Origin of the sequence: Larkinella sp. C7 (assembly GCF_006149005.1) — a bacterium.
GTDB lineage: Bacteria > Bacteroidota > Bacteroidia > Cytophagales > Spirosomataceae > Larkinella.
Map to the genome: position 1 here is coordinate 1 of NZ_VBSL01000026.1, position 26,515 is coordinate 26,515.

General features: G+C 47.4%; 23 protein-coding genes and 1 pseudogene. 22 read left to right on the forward strand and 2 right to left on the reverse strand.

The window, feature by feature from the left end:
- The 10 genes and pseudogenes from FH871_RS30240 to FH871_RS30285 all read left to right on the forward strand — a co-directional run.
- Nucleotides 1–790 (forward strand): annotated as a pseudogene (locus tag FH871_RS30240) (hypothetical protein); the annotation flags it as partial.
- 375 nt (nucleotides 791–1,165) lie between these two features.
- A complete protein-coding gene (locus tag FH871_RS30245; protein WP_133299933.1) occupies nucleotides 1,166–1,354 on the forward strand; it encodes a hypothetical protein in 189 nt (62 codons plus the stop codon).
- Between the two features lie 30 nt (nucleotides 1,355–1,384).
- On the forward strand, nucleotides 1,385–1,600 hold the full coding sequence (locus FH871_RS30250; protein WP_114408601.1) for a hypothetical protein: 216 nt from the start codon (nucleotides 1,385–1,387) through the stop codon (nucleotides 1,598–1,600).
- Between the two features lie 254 nt (nucleotides 1,601–1,854).
- Nucleotides 1,855–2,301 carry a hypothetical protein gene (locus FH871_RS30255; protein ID WP_133299932.1) on the forward strand — a complete coding sequence of 149 codons (447 nt, stop codon included), beginning with the start codon at nucleotides 1,855–1,857 and terminating at the stop codon, nucleotides 2,299–2,301.
- Nucleotides 2,302–2,466: 165 nt separating this feature from the next.
- The gene (locus FH871_RS30260; RefSeq protein WP_114408599.1) at nucleotides 2,467–3,543 is read left to right on the forward strand and encodes a YncE family protein; all 1,077 of its coding nucleotides are present in this window, start codon (nucleotides 2,467–2,469) and stop codon (nucleotides 3,541–3,543) included.
- A gap of 10 nt (nucleotides 3,544–3,553) precedes the next feature.
- Nucleotides 3,554–4,423: a DUF2911 domain-containing protein gene (locus FH871_RS30265; RefSeq protein ID WP_114408598.1), complete on the forward strand. Its 870-nt coding sequence runs from the start codon at nucleotides 3,554–3,556 to the stop codon at nucleotides 4,421–4,423.
- A 74-nt stretch (nucleotides 4,424–4,497) separates the two neighbouring features.
- A complete protein-coding gene (locus tag FH871_RS30270) occupies nucleotides 4,498–4,962 on the forward strand; it encodes a DUF3347 domain-containing protein (protein ID WP_114408597.1) in 465 nt (154 codons plus the stop codon).
- A gap of 62 nt (nucleotides 4,963–5,024) precedes the next feature.
- Nucleotides 5,025–5,591, forward strand: coding sequence for an AraC family transcriptional regulator (locus FH871_RS30275; RefSeq protein ID WP_114408596.1), 567 nt, complete (start codon nucleotides 5,025–5,027; stop codon nucleotides 5,589–5,591).
- Nucleotides 5,592–5,911: 320 nt separating this feature from the next.
- The gene (locus tag FH871_RS30280; RefSeq protein ID WP_114408595.1) at nucleotides 5,912–6,514 is read left to right on the forward strand and encodes an AraC family transcriptional regulator; all 603 of its coding nucleotides are present in this window, start codon (nucleotides 5,912–5,914) and stop codon (nucleotides 6,512–6,514) included.
- Nucleotides 6,515–6,701: 187 nt separating this feature from the next.
- Nucleotides 6,702–6,914, forward strand: coding sequence for a heavy-metal-associated domain-containing protein (locus FH871_RS30285; protein WP_114408594.1), 213 nt, complete (start codon nucleotides 6,702–6,704; stop codon nucleotides 6,912–6,914).
- 98 nt (nucleotides 6,915–7,012) lie between these two features.
- On the opposite strand, the gene FH871_RS30290 is transcribed toward FH871_RS30285, so the two are convergent.
- Nucleotides 7,013–8,068, reverse strand: coding sequence for a sialidase family protein (locus tag FH871_RS30290; RefSeq protein WP_229312287.1), 1,056 nt, complete (start codon nucleotides 8,066–8,068; stop codon nucleotides 7,013–7,015).
- A gap of 163 nt (nucleotides 8,069–8,231) precedes the next feature.
- On the opposite strand from FH871_RS30290, the gene FH871_RS30295 reads away from it, so the two are divergent.
- The 8 genes from FH871_RS30295 to FH871_RS30330 all read left to right on the forward strand — a co-directional run bounded on the left by FH871_RS30295 (nucleotide 8,232) and on the right by FH871_RS30330 (nucleotide 19,554).
- Nucleotides 8,232–9,308 carry a ferredoxin--NADP reductase gene (locus tag FH871_RS30295; RefSeq protein WP_114408593.1) on the forward strand — a complete coding sequence of 359 codons (1,077 nt, stop codon included), beginning with the start codon at nucleotides 8,232–8,234 and terminating at the stop codon, nucleotides 9,306–9,308.
- Nucleotides 9,309–9,913: 605 nt separating this feature from the next.
- On the forward strand, nucleotides 9,914–11,266 hold the full coding sequence (locus tag FH871_RS30300) for an efflux RND transporter permease subunit (RefSeq protein WP_229312286.1): 1,353 nt from the start codon (nucleotides 9,914–9,916) through the stop codon (nucleotides 11,264–11,266).
- 2 nt (nucleotides 11,267–11,268) lie between these two features.
- A complete protein-coding gene (locus FH871_RS30305; RefSeq protein WP_114408592.1) occupies nucleotides 11,269–13,212 on the forward strand; it encodes an efflux RND transporter permease subunit in 1,944 nt (647 codons plus the stop codon).
- Complete coding sequence (locus FH871_RS30310) at nucleotides 13,199–14,536, forward strand: TolC family protein (RefSeq protein WP_114408591.1); 1,338 nt, start codon at nucleotides 13,199–13,201, stop codon at nucleotides 14,534–14,536. The genes FH871_RS30305 and FH871_RS30310 overlap by 14 nt, the downstream gene beginning before the upstream one ends.
- A 19-nt stretch (nucleotides 14,537–14,555) precedes the next feature.
- Nucleotides 14,556–15,920 carry an efflux RND transporter periplasmic adaptor subunit gene (locus FH871_RS30315; RefSeq protein WP_229317722.1) on the forward strand — a complete coding sequence of 455 codons (1,365 nt, stop codon included), beginning with the start codon at nucleotides 14,556–14,558 and terminating at the stop codon, nucleotides 15,918–15,920.
- A 2-nt stretch (nucleotides 15,921–15,922) separates the two neighbouring features.
- Nucleotides 15,923–17,746 carry an efflux RND transporter periplasmic adaptor subunit gene (locus FH871_RS30320; RefSeq protein ID WP_138995084.1) on the forward strand — a complete coding sequence of 608 codons (1,824 nt, stop codon included), beginning with the start codon at nucleotides 15,923–15,925 and terminating at the stop codon, nucleotides 17,744–17,746.
- Nucleotides 17,747–17,811: 65 nt separating this feature from the next.
- Nucleotides 17,812–18,888 (forward strand): class I fructose-bisphosphate aldolase, encoded by a 1,077-nt coding sequence (locus tag FH871_RS30325; RefSeq protein WP_138995085.1) that lies wholly within the window; start codon nucleotides 17,812–17,814, stop codon nucleotides 18,886–18,888.
- Nucleotides 18,889–19,122: 234 nt separating this feature from the next.
- Nucleotides 19,123–19,554: a 5-fold beta-flower protein gene (locus tag FH871_RS30330; RefSeq protein ID WP_138995086.1), complete on the forward strand. Its 432-nt coding sequence runs from the start codon at nucleotides 19,123–19,125 to the stop codon at nucleotides 19,552–19,554.
- Nucleotides 19,555–19,679: 125 nt separating this feature from the next.
- Here FH871_RS30330 and FH871_RS33325 read toward each other — a convergent pair whose 3' ends face one another.
- Nucleotides 19,680–19,856 (reverse strand): hypothetical protein, encoded by a 177-nt coding sequence (locus tag FH871_RS33325; protein ID WP_171063005.1) that lies wholly within the window; start codon nucleotides 19,854–19,856, stop codon nucleotides 19,680–19,682.
- Between the two features lie 611 nt (nucleotides 19,857–20,467).
- Here FH871_RS33325 and FH871_RS34040 point away from each other — a divergent pair.
- The 4 genes from FH871_RS34040 to FH871_RS30350 are packed head-to-tail and all read left to right on the forward strand — an operon-like array spanning nucleotide 20,468 to nucleotide 26,202.
- The gene (locus tag FH871_RS34040) at nucleotides 20,468–21,757 is read left to right on the forward strand and encodes an efflux RND transporter permease subunit (RefSeq protein ID WP_138995087.1); all 1,290 of its coding nucleotides are present in this window, start codon (nucleotides 20,468–20,470) and stop codon (nucleotides 21,755–21,757) included.
- Nucleotides 21,758–21,774: 17 nt separating this feature from the next.
- The gene (locus FH871_RS34045; RefSeq protein WP_138995088.1) at nucleotides 21,775–23,706 is read left to right on the forward strand and encodes an efflux RND transporter permease subunit; all 1,932 of its coding nucleotides are present in this window, start codon (nucleotides 21,775–21,777) and stop codon (nucleotides 23,704–23,706) included.
- Nucleotides 23,707–23,755: 49 nt separating this feature from the next.
- Nucleotides 23,756–25,009 carry an efflux RND transporter periplasmic adaptor subunit gene (locus FH871_RS30345; RefSeq protein ID WP_138995089.1) on the forward strand — a complete coding sequence of 418 codons (1,254 nt, stop codon included), beginning with the start codon at nucleotides 23,756–23,758 and terminating at the stop codon, nucleotides 25,007–25,009.
- A 17-nt stretch (nucleotides 25,010–25,026) separates the two neighbouring features.
- Complete coding sequence (locus FH871_RS30350; protein ID WP_138995090.1) at nucleotides 25,027–26,202, forward strand: efflux RND transporter periplasmic adaptor subunit; 1,176 nt, start codon at nucleotides 25,027–25,029, stop codon at nucleotides 26,200–26,202.
- Nucleotides 26,203–26,515: the final 313 nt, after the last annotated feature.

Sequence of the window (26,515 nt, forward strand, 5' to 3'; positions counted from 1 at the left end):
CATCATGGCCCACGAAGTGGCGCACCAGTGGTGGGGCCTTTTTCTTTCACCCGCAGCGGTCGAAGGCGCCGGTGTACTCGTTGAAAGCCTGGCGACGTATTCGGCAATGCAGGTGGTGGAGGAAACACTGGGTTATGAGCACCTGCTGCGGTATTTATCCCAGATGCGACTGGAGTATGAAGTGCCGCGCTCCCGGGCAGCTCCACCCCTGCTGCGCGCCAACAACCAGTTCATGAATTACCGCAAGGGACCCTTCGCGCTGTACGTCCTGAGAAAGTACATTGGAAAGGATCGGGTCAATGATGCGCTTCGGCGGATGCTTCGCGATTATACACCAAATCCTCCCTTGCCAACGACGCTCGATTTCTACCGGGAGTTGCAGACGGTGACGCCCGACTCGCTGCACGTTATGGTCCATGATCTCTTTGCGGCAAACACCTTTTGGGAACTGGAGACCCAACGAGCCACCGCGAAACAACTCAAGGAGGGCACCTGGCAAGTAATCCTGGAACTGGAAGCCCGGAAGATGACCGTCGACAGCATCGGCATGGAGACCAACGTTCTAATGAAGGATTGGATAGAAATTGGCGTCTACGCACCGACTGCCAAAGACCAGCCATCGGAAAAAGTGCTCTACCTTCGAAAGCATCGCATTGGCACGGGTAAGCAGACCATCATTCTCACGGTTCCAGAAAAGCCCGGGCGTGCCGGCCTTGATCCGAATCACCTGCTGATTGATTTAAACCCGGGAAATAACACCAAAAAGTTGAAGATGGAAGGGGTTTTATAAGAGAATCCTGTTTGAATTTAAAAAGTATTCGCGAGTTAAAAGTCACCAAAGAACTAAAATGTTTCACCTTGCCCGGTCGTGAAGGTTTATCGGGGCGACCCGGCAAGGTGAAACATTTTAGTTTATGGATTTTTGAAATGTTCATTTACTGTTATAGCAACGACCATTGTGAAAACGTGATATGAAGAAGAGGCCTTTGAAGGCGCTTGATTGAATTTTTTTGGTTTACTTGAATGGTAGTGTTTCCGAAGACTGAGCTTTACTAGTAGAAGAGCGACTGTAAACCAAAATCGCCGATAGTAAAGGGGAAGCTGACACAGTTCGGGTATATCCGCCACGGGATGCATTTTATTAATCCCTCAGCAAATCACTGTTATGTTATTTCGTGCCAAAAAACGAAGTTATTATCTAGATGATTTCGAGTTTCTTGGCTGGAAGCCATTTGCGTTAAAAGGGGTAACTATTTATGAAGTACCAGGCGATCATTTCAACTTATTTACAACGCCAAATGACAAGGAGTTTGCCCGGATTTTACAAGAAGTTTTAGACCGCTTGACCTGTTAATATGTTTTCAACTTTTTACTCCCCTTACCAATGGCAATTATTACCAATCTCGATCCCCAAAGAAGAGTTTTAGCCCACGGATTCCTCTTAGTAGAAGAGGTATCAATCGATGAGGAAGTTTGGTGTGCAGTCGAAGAGTATTTGGAGGAAAATGGGAAAGACAACGAACTCAGTTTTAGTTCTAACTTTCACATAAGCTCCGAAGGAAAGTGTATCGTCTATTTGTCGAAGAAAATTTTAGTTTGAATTTCGGGGATGCTGACTGCAAGGAGAAAGCGCGTCCCTACAATTATTCTATTTAAACTTGGCCACTTGCGCCGGCCAAGTTTATTTATACTGATAATGAACATATTAGTTTCTACTATTCCGTGATTATCCTACAACTTTGCGAAAGAATTCGGTTATTTCCCTCAATCTATAAATTTTGTAAATTCCTGCCTAAATCCTGTAACTGATTTATTGACTAGACCCCCTAAGTTTGTACCCGTAAGACTCTCCTCATGAAACTGACCTGGTATCACCGACTTATCTGCTTGTGGCTGGCAGCCTTTGTGCTGATCGGCAGCAGCGGGCATATCGTCGCGGAGCATTGGTGTAAGATGAGGGGAAAGTCGATGGAATTGCTGTTCACTAAGAAAGAGTGCAAAAAGCAGTGCCCGGATAAACCAAAATTTGCTTCTAATGAAACCGGGCCTATCATCTATAAATCACCCTGTTGCAAAGATGCTGAGCGGTTCGAGCGATTGGAACCCAAAAGCCAGTTTTCAATTAAAGCGACTGACCTGAATCCGCCTGTTACTGACTGGGCAGAGCATTTTGGGTTATTTCATTGGCTGACTACCCTATTGCCAATCGAATCGTACCATCCGACGCTTTATAGGGCTGATGATCCTCCATCCCGCTCTGTACGCTTTCGATTGACTAACTACTGTATTTGGCTAATTTAAGCCACCTTCACTCGTTGTAGGCTCCCCGCCTGCATGCCTTACTTTTTGTTTCTGGCACGTTCCGTTGTGGCAAAGAACCTTAGCTACTATCCGTACCTATATGGATATAGGTAATAAGGCACAAGTTTATTCTATCTCTTCATAATTTCGAAATTAACCCTGGCTATGAAAATCGCTTCGCGTTTCTTGCTGGCTATACCCCTCCTGATTTTATCAGGCTGTTGGAGAATGCAAGACACAACCCCACAATTAAACATTAATTACCCAGCGGCCTATGTCGTCAATGGAGAGAGTAACTCCGTTTCCATTATCGATCTTACTACCCAACAGCTAAAGGAAACTATTTCTCTGGGAGATGCTTCCATGGGCGGTCATTCGATGGGCGGCACGACTGATCAAATTATGTGGCCGCATCACATTTATCTTTCTCCGGATGGTACCCGGCTCAGCCTCGGCGTACCAGGAACAGACTTAAGTGGAGGGCACAGTGGCAGCATGGCTGGCATGAAAGGCCGCGTTGTCCTTCTGGACAGCCGCACCGGTAAATTGCTGGCCAACCAGGAGACTCCCGCAATGAATCACAATGCTGCTTTCTCTCCAGACGGCACCGAATTATGGACTGTTGAGATGGATGAAGCCGGGAAAGCGTTGGTGTACGATGCGACGACGCTCTCCTTAAAACAAAGCATTCCGGTTGGCGAAGAACCGGCGGAAGTGACCTTCTCATCCAATGGGCAATATGCTTTTGTAGCCAATGGTCATAGCAACAGCATTACGGTCATCCGGGTAGCTACTAAAACCGTAGTAAAAACGATTCCGGTTGGTGAAGATCCGGTTGGCGCCTGGCCGGGTGCCGATGGAAAAATGTACGTCGATAATGAAAAGGGCCAGAGTATATCCATCATCGATGTTGGTACACTTGCGGTTACAGAAACCATCTCTCTTGGATTTATACCGGGCTATGCGGCCTTTAATCCGGTTTTGAATGAATTATGGGTTAGTCAGGCGGCAAGCGGCAATAAAGTAGTGGTTTTTCACCGCATGAACGATGTCTGGATGAAAGCGGGTGAAATAGTTACAGGCCTTGATGCTCATGCCATTGCCTTTACAAAGGATGGATCGTTGGCTTATGTGACCAATCAGGGAGCAGGTTCAGTTTCCATTATTGACACAAAAACTCGCTCCAAGATCAAAGATATTGTTGTCGGTAAAAAACCAAACGGAATTGTACTAAAAAATTAAAATCTTATTCATGAATCAATTAAAAAAGAACACACGAACTCTCATAGCAGTTGGACTTTTGTCTTTAGTCTCCAGCGCCATTCGGGCTCAGTTGAATCTTCCAGAACCAAGCCCTTCCACGACTATTCATCAAAAAATCGGCTTTACGGATGTCACCCTTCGTTACTCCCGGCCGGGAGTAAAAGGACGGATCATTTTCGGTGGCCTGGTTCCTTTCGGAAAGTTATGGCGCACCGGTGCCTCTGATGCTACAATTATTACCTTTTCAGACTCAATGCGCGTGGCGGGGACTTGGGTCCCTAAAGGAGCATACTCCCTTTTTACAATCCCAGAAGATCAGCATTGGACCGTTATTCTCAACACTTTTGTAGAAGGGCATGGTACTGAAGGGTATAGTGAAAAGAACGATTTACTCCGACTCCGGGTAAAACCCCAACCTTCAACGCGGTTTTATGAGTCTTTCACCATCGAAGTCCAGGATCTGACCCGCAACAACGGCTGTATTTATCTGCACTGGGCAAATACTTCCTTGGCAATCCCCTTGGAAAGTACCGCCGACCGTCGTATCACTGCCGAGATTCTAGACCGTATAAATGTAAAAAAGGAAGATCGCCCTGGGCTTTACTATCAAGCGGCACTCTATTACTTCGATAATGAGAAGGACACGAAACAGGCGCTATCCTGGGCAACTAAAGCGGTTCAATTGAAGCCTGCATTTAATTATCTGCACTTGCAAGCGAAGCTTCTCGCTCGGCATGGCGACTACAAAGCTGCCGTTGTTGCGGCTAAGCAATCCGCAGAAATGGCAAAGGCTGAAAAAATAATCGATTATGTAATCATCAATAACCAATTCATCGCTGAGTGGGAGAAAAAACAGTAAAGGCAGGACAATGTCCCGATTTCCAAACATTAAACTGACAATCAATAAATTACCTTCAAACTCCAATTTATAACATGAAAACGATGCGAATGATAATTGCGGCCATAGGCCTGAGTTTATTCGGTCAGGCAGCTTCTGCTCAAGCCACAAAACCTGCCTTGATAGCTTATTTAAGTGTTAAAGATGCCTTGGTGGCAACCGATGGGGATAAAGCGAAAGCCAAAGCCGAAGAACTGGTTTCCGCTTTTAATAAAGTAGCAGCCAGTGCCCTCTCAGCAACGGATCAGAAAGCGCTGACTGCCGCGAAAGCGAGTGCTGCAAGCATCAGCAAAACAAGTGAAATAGAAGTCCAACGGGAACAGTTCGAAACGTTATCGAAAAATATGATCGTTTTGGCTAAATCTACCAAGCCCGGTAAAGCCTATGTTCAATTTTGCCCCATGAAAGATGCTTCCTGGCTGAGCGACAAAAAAGAAGTCGCTAACCCGTATTATGGAAGCAAAATGCTCAAGTGTGGGAAAGTGACAGACGAAATTTAAGTCTAGAATGGAGAGTGGTGCATGCCACTCTCCATATTTTAACCAAATTAATAATCATCGAAATGGCGATACAAGATCTGTTTATCAAAAATATGGTCTGTGACCGTTGCATTCGGGCAGTACGGCAAGACCTGGAAAAGCAGGGATACCAGGTTCATCGTATCGAGTTAGGTAAAGTAACGGTGGAAGCCCCTCACATTGATTTGCTGGCCATAGCCAATGCCTTGGAAGAGCAAGGCTTCGAGTTATTAACTGATCGCAATACACGCCTGGTTAATCAACTTAAAACGCTCATCATCGAGCTGATTCAAAGTGGCCGCATCATGCAATTGAAGACCACCTTATCCGACTATTTAGCACTACATATGGGAATGGATTACGCCCACCTGAGCCACCTCTTTTCCACATCGGAACATGTGACGATTGAAAAATACTGGATTTTCCAACGAGTCGAAAAAGCTAAGGAACTCCTCAGTTACCGTGAACTATCGATCCATGAAATTGCCATTCGATTGGGATATAGCAGTGTGGCTTACTTGACAAACCAATTTAAGCAAATTACAGGTCTCACTCCAGCTGCCTATCGGAATCGCAGTTCTTCAGATCGTAACCCTCTTGATTGGATTTAAATCGCTTATCTAACTCAAGTTAATTCCTATAAATACTTATTTTTACCAGCATATTGGACTGTTTACGGCACGAACTGATCCTTACTCTAAAATTCCCCTTACTCGCTTCTTTCTTCAATTTTCCCTTCCAGCAAGTTTGCCCCTGTTCCGCCCTGTCCTATTTTTTAAACCAACTCGACGAACTTGGGTCTTAACATTGGTCAATGGCATCAAGGGGTTTCGGACCAACAATTCTGTAAAATTGTACGCCAATTTTGTAATAGAAATCCTTCAATTCTAAGCGAGATTTGTCCGTTCTCTACAAGTAAGATTGATTAAACATGGAAGATGTGCAGACCATTGCCATTAAAGGACTGAAAGGGTCCGGCAGACAAGAAATTCTACAGCATAAATTAGCTACAATAGGAATTCAAATTAAAACCAGCCATGGTAATTGGCTTACCCTTTCCGGATTATCCCAAATTAATGCCAAATACTTACTGGACGAAGCATTACATGCTTTGAATATGACTCGGCTGGACGAAGCTTCCCAAATTCTTATATATCGGACGCAATCCTGGATTGAGCTGGAGTTGGACAAATTAATACAACAACCTATCGCCTGGAATGAGTTGAAATTGTGTTCCACTGAATTAGGAACATCCGCAAACCAATTAGACGCCCTATTTCTAATCGTAGAAGGCGTGAGCTTTGAAAAATACCTTAACCTTCAGCGCGTAGATAAAGTAAAAGAACTCCTGGTTTATACCGACTGGCCTCTCCCTTTTCTAGCCGAACGAATGGGTTACGAGTCGGTCCAACAAATGGCCGGCCATTTGATCAGGGAAACAGGGCTACCGGTTACTCACTTCAGAGCCCTTCACCAGGACCGTCAACGATTAAGGCAGGAGGTAAAAGCAATTCAAGCACTATCTACCCGGTAATTTTCTCGATCCTTCATTTCACTTTTTAAATAAAACCATTCTAATAGTGCAGACATTCGATAATTTACACAACACGTGAGGCAGGTTTCAACAATGTTACAAATCGGTTCCGGAATTTTGTAACATCCCCTTTACGTTCTACGACGACCTTTGCATCAGTAATTTGTTTTATTAAAAAATGTCCATTATGGAAGCGGTAAAATTCAAAACCAATATCAAGTGTAGTGGTTGCATTGCCAAAGCAACACCATTCCTCAATGAAGCGGTTGGGGCAGAAAATTGGGAAGTCGATACGGAGAGTCCCGATAAGGTATTAACCGTTGTGGCCGAAGGAATTTCGGCGGAACAGGTTAAAAAAGCCGTAGAGAACGCCGGTTATAAAGCGGAACAACTGAACTGACCGGTAACAATCCCACACCAATTTAAACGACAAAGACGGCCCTTGGAACCGTCTTTGTCGTTTATACGCGTATGTACGATCCGGTAAAAACCGAGAACCTACAAAGCAATCGAAGCTACTTTAACCTGCTTTTCACTTTCCCAGGTACAAACCATAACGGAGCCCGCGAAGGCGATACTGGGTGTCTGCCCTTTCCCTACCTCAATCGGCTTTTGATTGACCGGCTGAATAAAAATAACCCCATCTTTTTGCCAGGTGGTTGCCCAATGATCGGCTACAGCCGCTATGGCCACATTCTTTCCCTGACCCAGCAATAGCTCGGATTCACCAGGCCGACACTGATACAGCGAACTTTCACGTCTCCATACCGTAATAGGCTGGCCGTCCTTGGTTAGGGCTATTCCTCCACCATCCATGGGACAAGCTTTCAGCTTCCACGTTCCCGTCCCAAGTTTTTGCGACGGCAGGAATTTCTTGCCTCCATCTTTTGATCCAGCTATATACAGGTCCCGCGAGCCATTGACCGAATTTCGAAACATGACGTATACATGATTACCCTTCGCAGCCACCGACACCCGGCAGCATTCGCACACGGTTTGGTCGGGCGACTGGTAAATCACTTGGTTTGCTGTCCACGTACGCCCCCCGTCCGTTGAGCGGGAACCCACAATTTTATTATGATTATCCCCCCGAAGATCAAGCCAGACCGCATAAAAGGGCCCATCGTCCGATCCGGCGATCGCATGAAAACCCTCTTTGGCAATTTCCGGCTGGTCGTTGATCTGGACCGCTGGTGACCACTTGCGGCTGGCGCGAGTCATGGAATAGGCCATGACATTTCCAGTCTGGTTCATCGCCGTAATGAGTACCGTTTTATCAGTGACCGCAATTTGGGGGCCACGGGTAGCGCCCAAGACCAATTTGGGGAGATGGGCAACCGGTACGGGCCGGGAGAATGATTTACCCTTGTCCACTGACGAAGCATAAAATACCGTATCATTCCGACCAAATACCAGGTGAATGGCCCCCTTTCGGTCTGCGATAATAACGGGCATTTTCCCGGCGGCCAGCGTCTGATCCGTTTCAATCGGTTTAGCCGCCCAAAAAGACAGTAGAAAAAGGAAGAAAAAGCAAAAACGAAACAGGGTTCTCATAGCTAATACGATTTAAAGCCTAAATAAATAGAAGAATTCGAGGTTACCAACGGGCCTTACCCGGTTGAGCCCCTTTAACAAAAAACTACAAAGCTTCCCGGCAATTTTGTAACGGACTGGCTACTGCCGACCTCTAGTTTTGTGCGGTTGTCTAAAGAATACCATGAAAACGAGCCTTTCCATTAAACGAGTCGTACACCCTACGACTGATTCAGTAACGCTTTATTTTGATACCCCGGAAAATGGGTTTACCTATTATCCAGGTCAACACCTGGCCGTGACGGCGATTGTGGGCCAAAAACCCATTACAAGGACGTACTCATTGAGTACATCTCCTGTAATGGATTCCGAATTAGCCATCACCGTGAAACGTATCCCCGATGGAGTTCTGTCGAATTACCTGGTTGATTACGCCAAACCGGAAATGCCGTTGACCATCGAGGGACCTCTAGGCCAGTTTTATACGGTTCCTGACCCGGTTAACCAGCGTCATTTGGTTCTATTCGCTGGAGGTAGCGGCATTACCCCATTGTATTCGATGATCCGGTCGATACTGTATGCCGAGACCAATTCCGTTATTTCTTTAATTTATGCGAATCGATCCTGGGAAAGCGTCGTATTCCGGGAAGAATTAAACAAGTTGCAGATTGCCCATCCAGATCGGTTTTCGGTCTATCACGCCCTCGATCAATACTCGGATTTATCCGATACGGAACTTAAACGGGTCTATTTTAAAGGAAGCCTCAGTCGCCTATTGGTTAAGAAATTTATTGCCCGGCTCCAGACTCTGATTCCCTTGCCAACCGAATTTTATATGTGCGGGCCCTTTGGATTTATGCAACTCATCGAACAAGCACTCGAATCCCTGAATATCCCAGCCAACCAACGCTTTAAAGAGCAATTTTTCGTACCTGCTCAAGAAATGAATCCCCAACGCGATTATTCTAACCTTCCAACGCAAACCGTTCAGGTCCTTCACAACGGTCTTACTCAATCCTTCACGGTTCCCAGCGGTCAAAGTATTCTGGATGCGGCCTTGGCCGCTGATCTAAAACTACCTTATTTGTGTCGGGAAGCGCAGTGCGGTAGTTGTCGGGCTCAGTTACTCCGGGGAAAAGTAGACATGGAACGAAATCATAGTTTAACGGTGGACGAAATAGGGGCTGGCCAAGTATTACTATGCCGCGGATTTCCACTTACACCGGATGTAATCGTCCAACCACTTCAGAATCAGCTCTGATGCAAGGATATATTTCGAAATTTTGTAAGACCGACACTTAATTTTGTAACACGCATAAATCCGCAAAGCCCTATTTTTGCCTAGTAGAAGAATAGTTACGTATGCGATCACTCAAACACATATCCTTATTGAGTTGGATTCTCTGGCTCGTGACGGTAAGCACCGGTCTAGTAGCAGCACCGGCCTGTGTGGCTATGCAAGCGTCAGCCTGTCCCTGCTGCGAGGTACCCGTGTCGGAGTGCCAGGATATGACCTGTCTTTCCTCAATTGAGCGTCCCGCACTTCTTCTGAGCACAATTCAGGTCGTTGCCCCACCAGCGGATCATCAACCCGTTTTAAAACCTCGACCTAACTTTGCGCTGCTGTATTGCTATTTGCTGGCCCAGTCGGATTTGGCAACCCGGCGTAGTTTTTCTTACCTTCCTACATCTCCCGTCCGGGATATTCTCCTGCTTGTCGAAACGTTCAGACTATAAGCCAGGCAACTACATACCATTGACCTTGTGGTCTTTCGGTTATTCCCCTAAAACAAAAGCGCGTAACTCAATGATATCTACCAATTGGTAGGTTCAGCGCTATCTATTTTGCAATAACGTATTCTTTTTATGATTGAGCAACTGATCCGGTTCTCGCTAAGAAACCGCTTTGTCGTGCTACTGATTGCCGGTGGGCTATTTGGATGGGGCATTTACTCCGTAAAAACTAGTAAAATAGACGCCATCCCTGACCTTTCCGAAAATCAGGTCATCGTCTTTACCGAGTGGATGGGGCGCAGCCCTCAACTGATCGAAGATCAGATTACCTACCCGCTGGTAACGAACTTACAGGGCCTCCCGCAGGTAAAATACGTACGTGGCACGTCCATGTTTGGCATGAGTTTCGTCTATGTCATCTTTAATGACGACACCGACGTTTATTGGGCCCGGGAGCGGGTCCTGGAGCGGCTTAACTATGCATCCAGGCTCTTGCCAGGCGGAGTCTCACCGACACTTGGACCCGACGGTACCGGCGTCGGTCACATCCTATGGTACACCCTTGACGCACCGGGTATGGACCTGGGCGAGCAGCGGGCCATCCAGGACTGGTACGTTGCTTTCGGCTTGCAAAACGTACCGGGAGTAGCTGAAATTGCCTCATTTGGCGGCTTTCAGAAACAATACCAGGTCACTGTTGATCCGAACAAATTAACGTACTATGGTCTGTCTGTACCCCAGGTGATAACGGCGATCCGCACCAATAATAATGAAGCCGGAGGGCGTAAATTTGAATTAAGCGGCATTGGCTACATCATCAAGACGACGGGGTATTTAGGCTCAGTCGAGCAGATTCAAAATATTCCGATCAAAACCCTAAACACGGTTCCGATTCGCGTAGCCGATGTGGCTACAGTTCAGATGACGGGAGCTACCCGGCTGGGCATCTTCGATTTGAATGGAGCTGGCGAAGCGGTAGGCGGTATCGTGGTGATGCGCTACGGAGAAAACGCTGACGAGGTCATCGGCAATGTTAAAAAGAAGATGGAGGAAGTTGCCAGGGGATTACCCCAGGGCGTCAAGTTTAATATCGTCTATGACCGTAGCGGGCTGATTCAGGAGTCGGTCAGTAGCATTCAGCACACCCTCATGGAGGAAATGATTGTCGTCTCGCTGGTGGTGATTCTTTTTCTATTGCACTGGCGGAGTGCCATCAGCATCATTGTTCAGATTCCGATCACCATCGCTACCAGTTTTATTCTGCTGAACGCCTTCGATATTTCGTCCAACATCATGTCCCTAACGGGAATTGCCCTGGCCATCGGGGTCATTGTCGACAACGGGATTATCATGGCTGAAAACGCCTATAAAAACCTGGCCGTCCGCCAGGCTGAACTGACGGCGGAAAGCAGGAAGGTGGGGGCGTACGAGAAAACGAATGAAAATAAACCGGAGTCTACTCCCCATCCCCAAACGCAACCGTAATTATGTGGACGAAAATAAAACGCGGGTTCGGATTTGGACCCAAGAACTACATCGAAGTTCCCGAAGAAGAGCGGCTGGCGATTATTGAAAAATCCAGTATTCAAGTCTCCCGAGGGGTGTTCTACTCGACCATTATCATCATCACGTCGTTTCTGCCCGTGTTTCTTCTTACCGGGCAGGAAGGCAAGCTGTTTCACCCGCTGGCCTGGACTAAAACGTTTATCTTGCTAGTGGATGCGGTCCTCGTCGTCACGCTGGCCCCCGTGATGCTGTCCCTGTTTTTGAAAGGTCGCTTCAAGGACGATCACGCCAATCCCATTAACCGCTTCCTGGAGCGGGTCTATGAGCCCCTCATCCGGGGCGTGTTGCGCTGGCGAAAAACCACCCTGGCCATTAATCTGCTGGCTCTGGCCATCAGTATCCCCATGCTGCTGAGTTTAGGGTCGGAGTTTATGCCCCCCCTTGATGAACAAAGCATCCTGTTTATGCCCGTCACGCTACCGGACATTTCCAACGCCGAAGCCAAGCGAATTTTGCAGGTTCAGGACAAGATCATTAAGTCGGTGCCGGAGGTGGACAAAGTTCTGGGCAAGGCCGGTCGGGCTTCAACCGCAACCGACAACTCCCCCATTAGCATGATTGAGACCATTATCATGCTCAAACCCAAGTCGGAGTGGCGGGAAGGCATTACCAAGAAAGCGATTATCAACGAATTAGACGCCAAGCTACAAATTCCGGGTGTAATCAACGGTTGGACGCAACCCATTATTAACCGCATCAACATGCTGTCCACCGGTATTCGCACGGACGTGGGAATCAAGGTTCACGGTCAATCGCTGGATAGCATTTATGCGGTGTCTGAACAGGTCAAAGCCGCTCTCGAAGGCATAGCGGGGGTAAAAGACCTGTACGTAGAACCCGTCACGGGCGGCAAATACTTAACGGTGGACATCAATCGCGATGCCTTGGGGCGCTACGGACTGAGCGTCGATGATGTCAATGGGGTAGTTGAATCGGCCATTGGCGGCTCGCCGATCGGTCAGACCATCGAAGGGCGTCGGCGGTTTGCCATTAACGTCCGACTGGCGCAGGATTACCGAAACAGCGTGGAGCGCCTTCGGCGCATCCCCATTGCGACAGCCGCTTTCGGGACCATTCCGCTATCCGCAGTAGCAACCTTGAAATTTGAGGATGGCCCCCCGATGATTACCTCGGATAATGCTCTGTTGCGTGGGGCGGTGATGTTCAACGTGCGCGACCGCGACTTAGGCAGCACGGTTGAGGAAGCCATCGCCAAAGTAAATGGGGAGCTTAAACTGCCGGGTGGTTACTTTCTGGAATGGAGTGGGCAGTACGAAAACCTGATTCGGGGTAAGCAAACCCTGCTGCTGATCGCACCGATTGTGCTGGTCATTATTTTTCTGTCGCTCTATTTGGCTTTTCATTCGGCCCGGGAAGCATTTTTAAGTCTGATCACCATTCCCTTTGCCTTAATCGGTGGTGCCTACATGGTTTACTTCTACGGGGTCAATCTATCGGTAGCGGTGGCCGTTGGCTTTATTGCCCTGTTCGGCATCGCCGTGGAGACGGGGGTGGTGATGGTCATCTATCTCAATGATGCCATGCGAAAACTGGTCGAGCGGAAAGGCAATTCCAGAGAAACCATAAGCCCGCAAGATTTAAAAGAGTCCGTCATCGATGGGGCTGCCAAACGGTTGCGGCCCAAAATCATGACGGTTTCGGTGGCCCTGTTTGGCCTCGTGCCCGTTCTGTGGGCGTCAGGCGTAGGCAGCGATGTGATGCTACCCATCGTCCTGCCGATGATTGGTGGTGTTTTAACTTCCTCGACGCATATTCTGCTGGTAACTCCACTCATCTTTTTGATGACCAAGGAGTATGAATTAAAAAAATACGGTAAACTGGACGTATCCGATGTTACGCATTAAATCCCCCTATTTTCTGGGTTTAACCTATCTCCTTTGCCTGACCGGGTTTGCACAAACCGCTCCAGGCAATACGGTTGCCGAACCAGCCATCCTTTCCAGCCCAGCAAATCGTAACCCGAATGATCGCGGCCCGGTTCTACGGCTCGATAGCATTCTGGCGGTCATTGACGCCGGCAATCCCCAACTCCAAACATATGGGAATCGCGCGGCTTCCCTGCGGGCGACGGCGGAGGGCGCCAGGAGCTGGATGGCCCCGATGGTGGGCGCCGGAACATTCATGATGGCCTACCCACGAAGCTATATCATGGAAGAACGCGACAAAGGTTCGGTAATGATTTCCGGCGAACAGGCCGTTCCCAATCAGGCCAAACAACGGGCACAGGTAGCTTATCAACGCTCCCGGGCCTCCGTCGAAGAAGCCGGGAGGGCGGTTAGTTTCAATCAGCTACGGGCGCAGGCCAAGCAACTTTACTACGAATGGCTGGTAGGCGAGCAGAAGCAGGCGGTCCTGATCGAAAATCAGCAAATTTTGCAAACGATGAAGAAACTGGCGGACATCCGCTATCCCTATTCGAAGGGTAGCCTGGGAAATATCTACAAAGCCCAGGCCCGGCTTTACGAATTGGATAATATGCTGTTGATGGTTAAAGCGGAGATTGACCAGAAACGAATTGGGTTGAATACGTTGATGAACCGACCCAAAACGGAGCTTTTTACGATTGATACGACCTTAATCATTCCGAAAGACCTGTCCCTGTCGGAGGTAACCTTGATCGACACGGCGCTGATTGCCGGCAATCGAAGCGACATTCGACGCATGGATCAGACCATTCGTTCCATGTACTTTGGCATCGAAGCCCAGAAAGCGGAGCGCAGACCCGAATTTCGGATTCGTTTCGACCATATGTCTCCCCTCGATAAAGGGATGCCCAATCAGTTCACGGCAATGGGGATGGTGACAATTCCTATCGCTCCCTGGTCTTCGCGGATGTACAAAGCAGAGATTAAAGGTATGAAGTATGAGATCCAGGCTATGCAGAAAGAGCGGGAAGCGATGCTCAATGAAACGCAGGGCATGGTTGCCGCCATGCAGACGGAGTTACGCAACATGAAGCAGCAGCTGGACAATTACCGGGAGCGGGTCATTCCGACCTTCCAGAAGAATTATCAAACGCTGATGATTGCGTACGAGCAAAATAAAGAGCAGTTACCGGTCGTGATCGATGGCTGGGAAACGCTCAATATGAGCCAAATGGATTACCTGAATCGCTTGCAAGACTATTACCGAATGATTGTCGCTTATGAACGTGAATTGGAAAAATAGAGGAATTTCCCTCCTGCTAATGACCTGGCTGCTGTTAGGAGGTTGCCAGTCGAAGAACGGGCAGAAATTACTTGAAGGTGATTCCCGCAAATTGAACGAAGGTACACACCAGGGGCACGCTCATCAGTCCGTGGAAGAGGAATACACCTGCCCGATGCACCCGCAGATTGTCCAGGACAAGCCCGGTAGCTGCCCAATCTGTGGAATGGATTTGGTAAAGAAAGCCAGTGCAGGTGACAGCGTAGTGATTGATGCGGACTTAAAAAACCTGCTCAAGCCCACGAACTCCGCTGTGGTGGCCACGATATCGACCGTACATCCCGAACGACGCCGTGAAACCGTCGAGTTGAAGGCTAACGGCATGGTTACCTACGATACCCGGCGACTTTTTACCATTCCCACCCGATTTGGCGGTCGGGTTGAAAAGTTATTCGTGCGCTATAACTACCAGCCCATTCGAAAAGGGCAGAAGCTGCTGGAAATCTACAGCCCCGATATCGTTACGGCCCAAAGGGAGCTACTTTTCCTAGTGAGTGCCGACGCAGATAACCAGCCTTTGATAAGCTCCGCCAAACAAAAACTCAGGTTGCTCGGTGTCACCGATAACCAGATTGCTGACTTGATCAGGACCGGCAAGCCTAGCTATTCGCTGGCGGTATTTAGTCCCTACGACGGGTATGTGGTAGAAGAATCAGCGCCTGTACCAGCCGCATCGACACCACCGGGCGAAGCTGCCGGTGGTATGAGTGCTAATGGCATGAGTAGCGGTTCGGATGAAATCACCTTCACCCAACCCGCTCCCGCGTCAGCTGGCATGGGTAATGATCGAGTTTCTCCGCTGTTGTTGCGTCAGGGGCAGTATGTACAGACTGGTCAAACCCTATTTCGGGTGGTAGACCCCAGCCGACTTTGGGCAGAATTCCGGCTATACGCCCGGGATGCGACCGGGGTCAAACCAGGCGATCCGCTAACCATGTCCTTCGACCAGGCTGGCCAGCCTTCACAGTCAGCCCGGGTGAGTTTCATTGTGCCTTTTTTTGAGAATGGGGGCACCGGGGCGTCGTCAAGCTTCGTGACAATCCGCGCTTACCTTCCAGGAGGAAAAAATAAGCGCGTGGGCCAATTAGCCCGCGCCATTATCCGACAACCGGCCCGGGAAGGGCTATGGCTTCCAGCGACAGCCGTGCTGGATTTAGGAAACGAACGGGTGGTATTTATTCGCCAGAATGGAAGTTTTAAGCCGGTACGTGTACAAACCGGTGGCGTTTCTGGTCATCGGATTGCCATTAGGGGCGGATTGAGGGAAGATCAGGAGGTAGCCCGAAATGCCCAATTTTTGATTGATAGTGAAAGTTTTATCAACGTTTCTAATTCAACCGAATAACTATGCTCAGGCAATGGATATATGGATCAGCCGCTCTGCTGGTGCTGCTGAATGCAGCCTGCCAGTCGGGCGGATCAACCGCGACTAAATCAAAGGATACAACTCAACTTCAGGCCGATACCCACCCGCACCTGGTTGGTGGATCGGATGGACATTCTCATGGTCCTGAGCAGGAAGGTGGAACCACATATACCTGCCCGATGCACCCGCAGGTTATGCAGAGTGCCCCGGGAACGTGTCCCATCTGTGCGATGGATTTAGTACCGGTTACCAAAACCGGTGGAAAAGGGGCTGACCGTTCAGCCGTCGCGATTATTCTGAGTGAAAGTCAAATGCAACTCGCTCACGTAACCGTACAACCGGTCTCGGCGGGTAGCATTAGCAACGCAACGGTGCTCAACGCCCGATTGGCAGCCAATCAGGAGCAAACTGAGGTCATCAGCAGTCGCGTATCCGGACGAATCGAGCGGTTGGTTGTCAAGGAATCCGGCCAGTTCGTTCGCAAAGGGCAGGTACTTTACGAAATTTATAGCGAACAACTCTTGACCGACCAGCAGGAATATCTGGTGGCTCTTCAGCAGGAAAATGAACTCAAGGAACCTCGTTATGAACAGTTTCGCAAAGCGGCCGAACAAAAACTACGGCTTTCAGGCATGACACCCGATCAAATCCGTCAGTTGGCCCGCACCCGAAAGGTGCAACCGCGCATCCCGTTCGTGGCTCCGGCTGGCGGAACGGTGACGGAGGTAGCGGCCAGTGAAGGCCAGTACGTGAGTGAAGGGGCCTTGCTGTACCGTTTGGTGAACCTGGGGCAACTTTGGGTGGAGGCTGATCTCTACGCCGGCGAATCGAATTATATAAAAGTCGGGGATCAGGTTGGGGTTGAGGTGGTCGGCAGCGAAGAAAGGCTGAATCTGACGGCACGGGTTGCGTTCATTAATCCGGAATACCGAACCGGAAGCCAGGTGCTGACGATGCGGGCGATTTTGGCTAATCCGGGCAGTAAATTTCAGCCCGGCCAGCAGGCGCGGGTATTCATCCGGCATGGTATCCAGCGTGGGTTGACTCTGCCGACGGATGCGGTCGTACGGGCGGGCGACGGAGCGGTTGTGTTCATTCAGACGGGTACGGGCACCTTTCGGCCCCGTAAGGTAGAAACCGGCACCGAAACCGACCAGCGCGTGGCCATCACGAAGGGTTTAATCGGTACCGAAAAGATTGCCATGTCGGGAGCGTACCTGCTCTACAGCGAACTGATTCTGAAAAAAGGGATTAATCCGATCACGGCCAAAATCGATGAGGAGGACGTTCAAACGGCTTCCAATCAGAAAGAAACTCCTGTCGCAGAACAAGCGGCTTCACCCAACGTTCAACAGACGCCTGACGCCTTTAAAAAACAACTGACCCTGGTGTACGAGGCTTCACTAAAACTGACCGAAGCCTTGATTCGGTCGGATGCCCGGCAAGCCCAAACCGCAGCGGGCGGGGCGGAGAAGGCCATTTCCAGCGTTGATATGAATTTACTTTCCGGCGCGACGCATCAGGAATGGATGAAACATGAAAGCACCATGAAGGCGGCCCTGAAAATTATTCGCACCACGAATAATCTGGAAAAACAGCGTACGGCTTTTGCCGGGTTTGAGGATGGGTTATACCGTAGTGTCAAAGCGTTTGGCATTACTGATAAGCCTGCTTACCGGCAGTACTGCCCCATGGCCCAAAACAACAAGGGAGGCTATTGGCTGAGTGATCAAAAAACCATTCGAAACCCTTATTTTGGGGAAGCAATGCTCAGCTGCGGGGAAACCAAAGAGGTTATTCAATAAGTTTCGAAGGATGGATCGAACCGATCCATCCGCAAGCTGAATTTTCTATTTTAACTAGCGAAGCCATGAATACATCAGAAATAACCAATTTATTGGGCGAAGAGGCCGAAAGCCTGTTGACCCACGTGTCCCAAACCATTTCAAAAGAACAACTCCACCTTCCGGGGCCTGATTTTATTGACCGGATATTTGTACCGTCTGATCGGTCTCCTCAAGTGCTGCGAAGTTTAGGTCACCTCTTCAATCATGGCCAATTGTCCGGAACTGGTTATCTGTCGATTCTTCCCATTGATCAGGGCGTTGAACACAGTGCCGGGGCTTCTTTTGCCGGAAACCCCCTCTATTTTGATCCCGAAAATATTATCCGTTTGGCGCTGGAGGGCGGCTGTAATGCGGTCGCCACCACATTCGGAGCACTGGGTATTGTGGCCCGGAAGTATGCACACAAAATTCCTTTTATCGTTAAAATCAACCACAATGAATTGCTAACCTATCCCAACAAGTACGACCAGATCCCTTTCGGATCCGTGAAGGAAGCCTGGAATCTGGGGGCAGTTGCCATTGGGGCAACGATCTATTTTGGCTCCGAGGAATCAGGTCGGCAGATTGTTGAAATTGCCCGGGCGTTTGAAGAAGCGCACACCCTGGGAATGGCTACTATCTTATGGTGCTACCTTAGAAACAACGCGTTTAATAAAGGGAAAGGAGAGGATTACCATGTAGCCGCGGACTTGACGGGTCAGGCTAACCATCTTGGCGTTACGCTACAGGCAGACCTGATTAAACAAAAACTTCCGGAAATCAACGGAGGCTTTCAAGCTCTCAATACCGGTGGGAGTAGTTACGGTAAACTGGATGAGCGGATTTACACCCAGCTCAGCAGTAAACACCCCATTGATCTATGCCGGTATCAAGTGGCCAATTGTTATATGGGCCGCGTAGGACTTATTAATTCCGGAGGAGGCTCCCTCGGGGCCTCGGATCTAAGAGACGCTATCCGCACGGCTGTCATCAACAAGCGGGCGGGCGGAACCGGTTTGATTTCGGGTCGCAAAGCGTTTCAGCGGCCCTTTGAAGAAGGAGTGAAGCTTTTGAATGCAATCCAGGATGTGTATTTGGATCCGGAAGTATCAGTAGCCTAATTCATGTCGTATATTAGGGTACTGAAACTATTCAGTCTAACAACCTTTATAGGGTTATGCCTAAAATCTATCTCATATTTCTGTATGATTAGGATCAGCTAATTGATTTAGAAAACTATACACCTTTGTACCAGGCCAAACAACGTATGTAAGTCAGGGATTAATTCTCTAGAAGTGCTCACTATACGGATTTTTAGGACCTTCATCTGAAACCAATTTTATCATTATACAACTATGAAATCATTCACTTTTTTTATTCTGCTGCTTTTGGGTTTTATTTCCGTTTCCATTTCTTCAACTGCACAAAGCCAGAACTACAAACATATTGGGCATAACGGGGAAATTAAAGACGAACGAGGAGTCACCATAGGCAAAGTGACGAAGGACCAAATTATTCAGGACAGTCATGGCCAGAAAATTGCTTTTATCGACAACCAGGGCAATCTCATTGATGCCAAAACCAACAAAAAAATGGGCCGTATGGGTAAGGATGGCAAAACGTACTATAATGTCAATGGAGATATTGAGTTAACGATTAAAGACAATGGAAAAACCTGTGATGTTTACGACGCTAAAGGAAAGAAAATTGGTAATGTGCACAGCAGCTTAAAAGGTTCTGCCTGTGCCTTGGTTTGCTTTCAGGAGCAACATGTCAAAAAGCCATAATAAATCTATCTGCATCATTTTTTAGCTTCGAGGCAATAGATTCTGTTCATTAAACGGCAGCAGGAGTAAAAGTTAACAAATACCAGAAACTTAACTCCAATTCAGTTGTATCATGGCCGAGCAATTTAACCGCGTGGGCGATCAAGTTCGACCAGTTTCAGTCTCAGACCATTAAAGCCCTGTACGCGGGGAAGTCTCTCACCGATGGAAATGCGTATTTGCTCCTTTACTGAAGCATTTTTTAATAACGGCTTCTCAAGGTAAAATGCACCTGCGCTTGCAAGAAAAATAAGTGCTGCCATCGTTAATAGCTAAAATGTGGAGGCTCTGTTTAAAATTCAGCTGAAAGGCAGCGTAGTTTCCCGCGTATTGTATAGCGTCATTGGCTTAAGTTTGAAAGGGAAATGAGAAGTGCTCGGTATCTACCTGACAGAAAGTAAAGAGACTAAATTTTGCAGGGCAGCACGTGCGGCTTCCGGTAATGACCGACTTCCGGCAACGTGGTGTATCCGATGTTTTTGTTGCTTGTATTGACGGCTTGAGAGGAGGTAGATTTTGCCGATGAGCTGGCAAGTTGGGAAACACCTATTATGTCTGAAGGGAAATGAAGCATAATTCTACCCAAGCCGTGTTTGCGATTTCTAAAAGCAGAATATTTCCATTAAGGTTCGATTGCACCCACCACTTTTTGATTTTCAGCACTCTCTAGAATTCGCCCTTACACAAATAGTTTATCAACGTCATGGCATGGCAGGCAAATTCTCCATTTCATTTCAAAGGAAAGCTATCAATGCAGCTTTTTCCTTAAAAGGTTCAATTGATAATGACTAATGTTTATTAGAGCTGACCTTCAAAATTGAACCTACCAGTCAGTGAATATCTATCGCTTTCATTGCCTAATTGTGCTCATGATATGATCGAAAAAATTATTACCTGGTCTATCCACAATCGGTTCATGGTGCTGCTACTGATTATCGCTATCCTGTCAGGTGGTGTATATGCTATCTGGGAGACCCCCGTGGATGCCATTCCGGATCTTTCTGAGAATCAGGTGATCATTTATACCGAATGGATGGGGCGTAACCCGCAGATAATGGAAGACCAGATTACGTATCCTTTGGTAGCCAATCTGCAGGGTATTCCAAACATAAAAAATATAAGGGCGTCGTCCATGTTCGGAATGAGTTTCGTTTTTGTCATTTTCAATGACGATGTAGAAATCTACTGGGCACGCTCACGGGTATTAGAAAGGCTCAATTATGCTGCTCGCTTACTGCCTCCCGGTATCACCCCAACGCTCGGCCCGGATGGCACGGGGATCGGGCATGTCTTCTGGTACACGCTGAAGGCTCCAGGCTATGATTTGGGTGAACTTCGAGCGGTCCAGGATTGGTATGTCAAATTTGCTCTTCAAAACGTTCCGGGGGTAGCAGAAATTGCCTCATTCGGAGGATTCCAGAAGCAATACCAGGTGACTATAGACCCTAATAAGTTAGTCTATTATAATATTTCCTTTATGTCCCTCATTCAAGCCATAACCCGGAATAACCGGGATGTGGGGGGAAGTCTTTTTGAAATGAACCGGGCCGGATATATGGTGAAAGGGCTGGGGTATCTGAAAAGCATGGAGGACATTGAAGATATCCGGTTGGGAATGTATAAATCCATTCCCATCACAGTGAAAGACGTAGCCTCTGTGCAAATGGGCGGAGATATCCGGCTTGGAGTTATCGAAGAGAATGGCGAGGGAGAAGTCGTCGGTGGCATTGTCGTAATGCGGTACGGCGAGAATGCCAAAGATGTAATTGAACGGGTCAAGTCAAGACTTCAGGAAGTGGAAAAAGGGCTTCCACCAGGAGTATCCTTTCAAGTGGCCTATGACAGAAGCAACCTCATTCTGGCCGCCATTGATACGTTACGAGAGACTATTACGGAAGAAATCGTGGTGGTATCGGTCATTGTATTGTTGTTTCTCTTCCATTGGGGAGGAGGCCTGGTAGCAATTCTCAGCATTATATTTTCCATCCTGATCGGATTTATACTCATGAAAACATTTGGGATAACTTCCAATATTATGTCATTGGGAGGGGTAGCATTAGCGGTGGGTGATTTAGTCGATTCAGGCATTGTGATGGTAGAGAACGCTTATAAGCAATTAACAAATGAGGTACTCGACATTGATGAGCAAAAGCTGGATTACTAAAGCAAAGAATGACTACCATGGCTAATCCAAAGCATCGTATCGGTCATACGAAGGAACTCAAAGAACAAGATAGAATTGATATCATTGAAAAATCGAGCCGAACGATTGGCAGAGCTGTATTTTCCTCCATACTTGTCACCTTAATTTCATTCTCCCCCATTCTGTTTCTAACCGGGCAAGAAAAAAAGCTATTTAGCCCTCTTGTGTTGACCAAAACGTTTACCATGGGCGGTTCGGCAGTTGTCACTTTGCTGATTATCCCCATGTTACTACGGATTTTCCTAAAAGGAAGATTAATTCCAGAAAGTCGTAATCCGGTTTCTAACTTTTTTATTCACCTTGCCAGCCCCGCCGTGCATTTAGGTCTGAAGTGGAAAAAAACTACACTTGCCTTGGTTCTACTGACGCTGTTGGGAAGTATTCCTATCCTGATAAATACCGGTTCTGAATTCATGCCCCCTTTGGATGAAGGCTCCTTGCTATTAATGCCAGTTGCTCTGCCCGATGTTTCCAACTCAGAAGCCAAGCGAATCGTACAAGTGCAGGACCGGATTATTAAAAGTTTTCCGGAGGTGGAAAACATCTTAGGTAAGGCCGGACGTGCCTCCACGGCTACAGACAACTCTCCCATCAGCATGATTGAAAGCATTATCATCCTTAAACCCCGTGACCAGTGGCGGGAAGGAATGACAAAGGAGAAGTTAATCCAGGAAATGAACAATAAAATAAGAATTCCGGGGGTCTCAGTGGGCTGGACGCAGCCCATCATCAACCGAATTAATATGCTGTCAACAGGTATCCGCACTGATGTGGGAATCAAGGTGTACGGGCAGCGCCTTGATTCCATCTATGCCCTTTCTTTACAGATAGAAAAAGTCATCAAAGGCGTGGAGGGATTACAGGATTTATACGTCGAGCAGTTGATGGGTGGAAAATACCTTGAATTAGCCATGAAACGCAAGGAGATCGCCCGGTACGGCCTTGATGAGGAAGATGTAGGAATGATCATAGAAACCGCCCTGGGCGGGGCGAATTTAACCAGTACCGTGGAGGGTCGCCGTCGCTTCAATGTAAATCTGCGCCTTGGGCAGGACTATAGGAACGATATTGCTGAAATTAAACGAATTCCAATACTTACGGCGCAATATGGTACCATTCCCCTTTCCTCCGTTGTGGATATCCGAGTGACCGAAGGGCCACCAATGATTAATTCTGAAAACGCATTGCTACGGGGAACGGTACTCTTTAATGTAAGAGGCAGGGACATGGGTAGTGTGGTGAAAGAGGCTAAACTTCGCGTTGAAGAGCAGTTTAAAACACTACCGCAAGGGTACTTCATCCAGTGGAGCGGGCAATATGAAAATCAAGTCAGAGCCCAACAACGACTGACTTTCATTATTCCCATCGTGCTCCTTATCATCACTTTGGTCCTATACCTTACGTTCAAATCATTACGAGAAGTATTAATTGTGCTAAGCAGTGTACCTATTGCCTTAATGGGGGGCGTATACTCGTTGCATTTCTTTCAGGTAAATTTTTCAGTGGCGGTAGCGGTCGGCTTTATAGCCCTCTTTGGGGTAGCCGTAGAGACGGGTGTATTAATTCTGGTCTACATGAATCAATCCTTGGGAAACTTAGTTCGGCAGAAGGGGCAGCGCCAGGAAACGCTATCCGAAACCGATATTGAAAATGCAATTTTTGCAGGAGCTGTTTTACGAATTCGGCCCGTACTGATGACGGTAGTGGTAGACATGATTGGTTTATTCCCGGTTTTGATTTCAACGGGGGTAGGTAGCGACATCATGAAGCCCATAACGTACCCGTATGTTTTTGGTCTGGTTACGGCAACAATATATGCCTTAATTATCTTACCCGTGGTCTTTTCACTTGTAAAAATCTGGGAGTTTCGACGGCAGGGTAGGCTTTCTTTTCTCACTGTGGAGAATTAACCGGTTCAAGAACCCGATATAAACACGATTATTCAAAAAATAAAAACAAATGTTTTCCATAGGTTGCTTTTCTCCTTTTTCCTGGAAACAGACAATTCTGTTCCTATTGATGCTATCTTACCTAGTAGGTTGCACTCAAAAAGAACACTTGTCTGGCGAGCATCCTTCGTCTTTAGATCTATTGAATCCGCAGGAAGTGCAGTTAATGGAAGACATCGCTCAATCCACTAATCACATTGTTATTTCCAACCAGACGCTGGTTAAACCAAAGTTTGTGCCACACAATCTCCGTGTTCCTATTAAGGGATACCTCACTTACGATAGTCGTCGGAACAATAAAGTAGCCATTCGGGTAGGAGGTCGGATAGAAAAACTCTACTATAAATACAATTATCAGTTTATTCACAAAGGCGATAAAATCATGGATCTTTATAGTCCAGAACTTAACACCTACCAAGCCGAGTTTCTGTACCTTTTGCAATCCGATAACGATCCTAACCTTATTGAGAAAGGACGGGAAAAACTCCGGCTGTTAGGGCTATCAGATGACCAAATAGGTCATTTAGAAAAAACGGGGAAATTTACTGAAACGATTGCTGTTCATAGTCCTTATCAGGGGTATATCCTTTTTGAAACCGCATTAGATGCAGCAACCGCCATGGGCGATAGTGGCTCCGAAACAGAACCCAATGGCATGAAAAAGATGAATAGTACTACTGAGGAGGTGACCTCATACAGCACTTATAGGAACGATGAACTACGGGAGGGAAACTATGTAAATACCGGGCAAACCTTATTTTCTGTAAATGATTTGAACACTCTTTGGGCAATTGGATCCTACGAAACCCGAATGTCCTTTGATGTCCGATTAAACGATCCAGTGATATTATACAGCGATCTGGTGCCTAATCAGAAGTTAGCCGGAAGAGTTAACTTTATTGAGCCAATTTTTCAAAAAAACCAAAAGTTTGCGCAAGTAAGGATTTATCTAAACAATTCCAGCCACCGGTTAAAGATAAACGCTCTGGTGAGCGGGATACTTATTCCGCGATCCTCAAGCCTCTTCGTTGTGCCTGTATCAAGCGTGTATGACCTTGGACGACGAAAGATTATTTGGGTATATGTGGGTAAAACACCAAGCGGCAAGAAGCGTTTTGAAGCCCGCCAGGTATTAACAGGTGTACCGCAAGACGGCTACATACCCATACTTCAAGGGCTAAATGGACAAGAAGAGATTGCCCAGGAAGCTGGCTATCTGGTAGATAGTGAAAGTTATATTGAGCCTTCGGTTTATCCTTTCTAGCCTTTATTTCCCGGCAGATGTATAAAACTATTAAATACCGTTCCTTGCTTATCATTTGCGGCCTGTTGTGGTGGGCCATCGGTTGCGGTATATCCACCTCCCCAGAAGGGCAACCTAAGCAAAATGCATCAGCACCTCACACTGGCCACAAAACCCATAAGATTGGACCGGAAACTCATCCAGCCATAGAAGGTGATACGTTACATTTGGAAGCCTTGCCAAGCTTATTGGCTGCTTTAAAATTAGATACGGCGAAACAGAAGTCTATTTCTCAGTTCGACAACTTGGTGGGCATAGCTGCTGTGGATCAGGAAGCCATAACCGTCGTAAGTGCCCGGGTGAAAGGAAGAATTGAAAAACTTTTTGTGCGAAACCCGGGGATAGCTGTGATGAAAGGTCAGGCACTCTACCAAATATATAGTGAGGAGTTATTGATTTACATCAATGAATACCGTTTCGCCCTTCAGCAGTTGGCTAATGTTGCACCTACTAGCCAACTGGTAAGTAGGCGAATTCAGGAAGGAGCTAAACGAAAATTACTATTGTGGGGCCTCACCGAATACCAAGTCCACCAAATTGCCAGCACAAATACGCCACCTGCTATTATTACTTATTATAGTCCTGCTTCGGGCTACCTGATAGATTTACAGGTGAAAGAAGGACAGTACGTAGAAATTGGATCTCCCCTTTTCACACTGGCCGATTTGCAGACACTGTGGATTGAAACTCAACTCTATTCCAACGAGGTGCAGTATATGGATCAACAGCCAAAAGTAACGCTCCATTTCGAAGCTTCCCCCTCCCGGATCTACGTTGGCAAGTTGGTGTTTAACAATCCCAAATTGGAGGAAAATCAAAAAATAAACCTGGCCCGTTTCCGGATCGTCAATACTGACTTAAAAATAAAGCCTGGGATGATGGCCTACGTGAATTTTAATCGAAACGGAAGAAGGGCGTTGGTCATTCCGAAGTCCTCGTTAGTTATTGGCACGATGACCGTGGCATGGGTAAAAACCGGCGAGGGAATGTTTGAACGCCGAATGCTTCAAACGGGGATTGAGAATAAGCAAGAAGTAGAAGTAGTTAAAGGTATTCATGATGGAGAAATAGTGGTTACTTCGGGAGGATACTTGCTCAGTGGTGAACTTACGCTCCGACAAGGTGGATTGAAAGGACATTCTCACTCTCAATAGTCAACTCTAACCTGCTCTACTTCTATGACAACGTAATGACCTGCCTCAACTGTACCTAAAATAATCAACAGGTCCAAGTCGATACCGAGTTCACGAGCCGCTTCCTGAAAGGAGTTTTTTGCATAGGATAACTCGACCGGTCCGCCGGCCCGGTGCCATTTCTTTAAATACTTCCGGTCCGCCGGTGCGGTCAAATACACGCCTTTTTTTCATGGCTACTTTTAGATTTGTCCCAAATCTGCCTAAAAAAAGTCTCCAGTCAAATGTAGCAAGTCCACATGAGAGGTGAGATTCAGATTCGACACGGATCGGT

Coding starts and splice junctions, on each gene's coding strand:
- FH871_RS30265 (WP_114408598.1), top strand. CDS start 3,554: ATGAATCAATTAAAAAAGAACACACGAACTCTCATAGCAGTTGGACTT.
- FH871_RS30250 (WP_114408601.1), top strand. CDS start 1,385: ATGGCAATTATTACCAATCTCGATCCCCAAAGAAGAGTTTTAGCCCAC.
- FH871_RS30245 (WP_133299933.1), top strand. CDS start 1,166: ATGTTATTTCGTGCCAAAAAACGAAGTTATTATCTAGATGATTTCGAG.
- FH871_RS34040 (WP_138995087.1), top strand. CDS start 20,468: ATGATCGAAAAAATTATTACCTGGTCTATCCACAATCGGTTCATGGTG.
- FH871_RS30255 (WP_133299932.1), top strand. CDS start 1,855: ATGAAACTGACCTGGTATCACCGACTTATCTGCTTGTGGCTGGCAGCC.
- FH871_RS30325 (WP_138995085.1), top strand. CDS start 17,812: ATGAATACATCAGAAATAACCAATTTATTGGGCGAAGAGGCCGAAAGC.
- FH871_RS30315 (WP_229317722.1), top strand. CDS start 14,556: ATGACCTGGCTGCTGTTAGGAGGTTGCCAGTCGAAGAACGGGCAGAAA.
- FH871_RS30290 (WP_229312287.1), bottom strand. CDS start 8,068: ATGAGAACCCTGTTTCGTTTTTGCTTTTTCTTCCTTTTTCTACTGTCT.
- FH871_RS30320 (WP_138995084.1), top strand. CDS start 15,923: ATGCTCAGGCAATGGATATATGGATCAGCCGCTCTGCTGGTGCTGCTG.
- FH871_RS30260 (WP_114408599.1), top strand. CDS start 2,467: ATGAAAATCGCTTCGCGTTTCTTGCTGGCTATACCCCTCCTGATTTTA.
- FH871_RS30295 (WP_114408593.1), top strand. CDS start 8,232: ATGAAAACGAGCCTTTCCATTAAACGAGTCGTACACCCTACGACTGAT.
- FH871_RS33325 (WP_171063005.1), bottom strand. CDS start 19,856: ATGGCAGCACTTATTTTTCTTGCAAGCGCAGGTGCATTTTACCTTGAG.
- FH871_RS30305 (WP_114408592.1), top strand. CDS start 11,269: ATGTGGACGAAAATAAAACGCGGGTTCGGATTTGGACCCAAGAACTAC.
- FH871_RS30275 (WP_114408596.1), top strand. CDS start 5,025: ATGGCGATACAAGATCTGTTTATCAAAAATATGGTCTGTGACCGTTGC.
- FH871_RS30285 (WP_114408594.1), top strand. CDS start 6,702: ATGGAAGCGGTAAAATTCAAAACCAATATCAAGTGTAGTGGTTGCATT.
- FH871_RS30350 (WP_138995090.1), top strand. CDS start 25,027: ATGTATAAAACTATTAAATACCGTTCCTTGCTTATCATTTGCGGCCTG.
- FH871_RS30345 (WP_138995089.1), top strand. CDS start 23,756: ATGTTTTCCATAGGTTGCTTTTCTCCTTTTTCCTGGAAACAGACAATT.
- FH871_RS30310 (WP_114408591.1), top strand. CDS start 13,199: ATGTTACGCATTAAATCCCCCTATTTTCTGGGTTTAACCTATCTCCTT.
- FH871_RS30270 (WP_114408597.1), top strand. CDS start 4,498: ATGAAAACGATGCGAATGATAATTGCGGCCATAGGCCTGAGTTTATTC.
- FH871_RS34045 (WP_138995088.1), top strand. CDS start 21,775: ATGGCTAATCCAAAGCATCGTATCGGTCATACGAAGGAACTCAAAGAA.
- FH871_RS30280 (WP_114408595.1), top strand. CDS start 5,912: ATGGAAGATGTGCAGACCATTGCCATTAAAGGACTGAAAGGGTCCGGC.
- FH871_RS30300 (WP_229312286.1), top strand. CDS start 9,914: ATGATTGAGCAACTGATCCGGTTCTCGCTAAGAAACCGCTTTGTCGTG.
- FH871_RS30330 (WP_138995086.1), top strand. CDS start 19,123: ATGAAATCATTCACTTTTTTTATTCTGCTGCTTTTGGGTTTTATTTCC.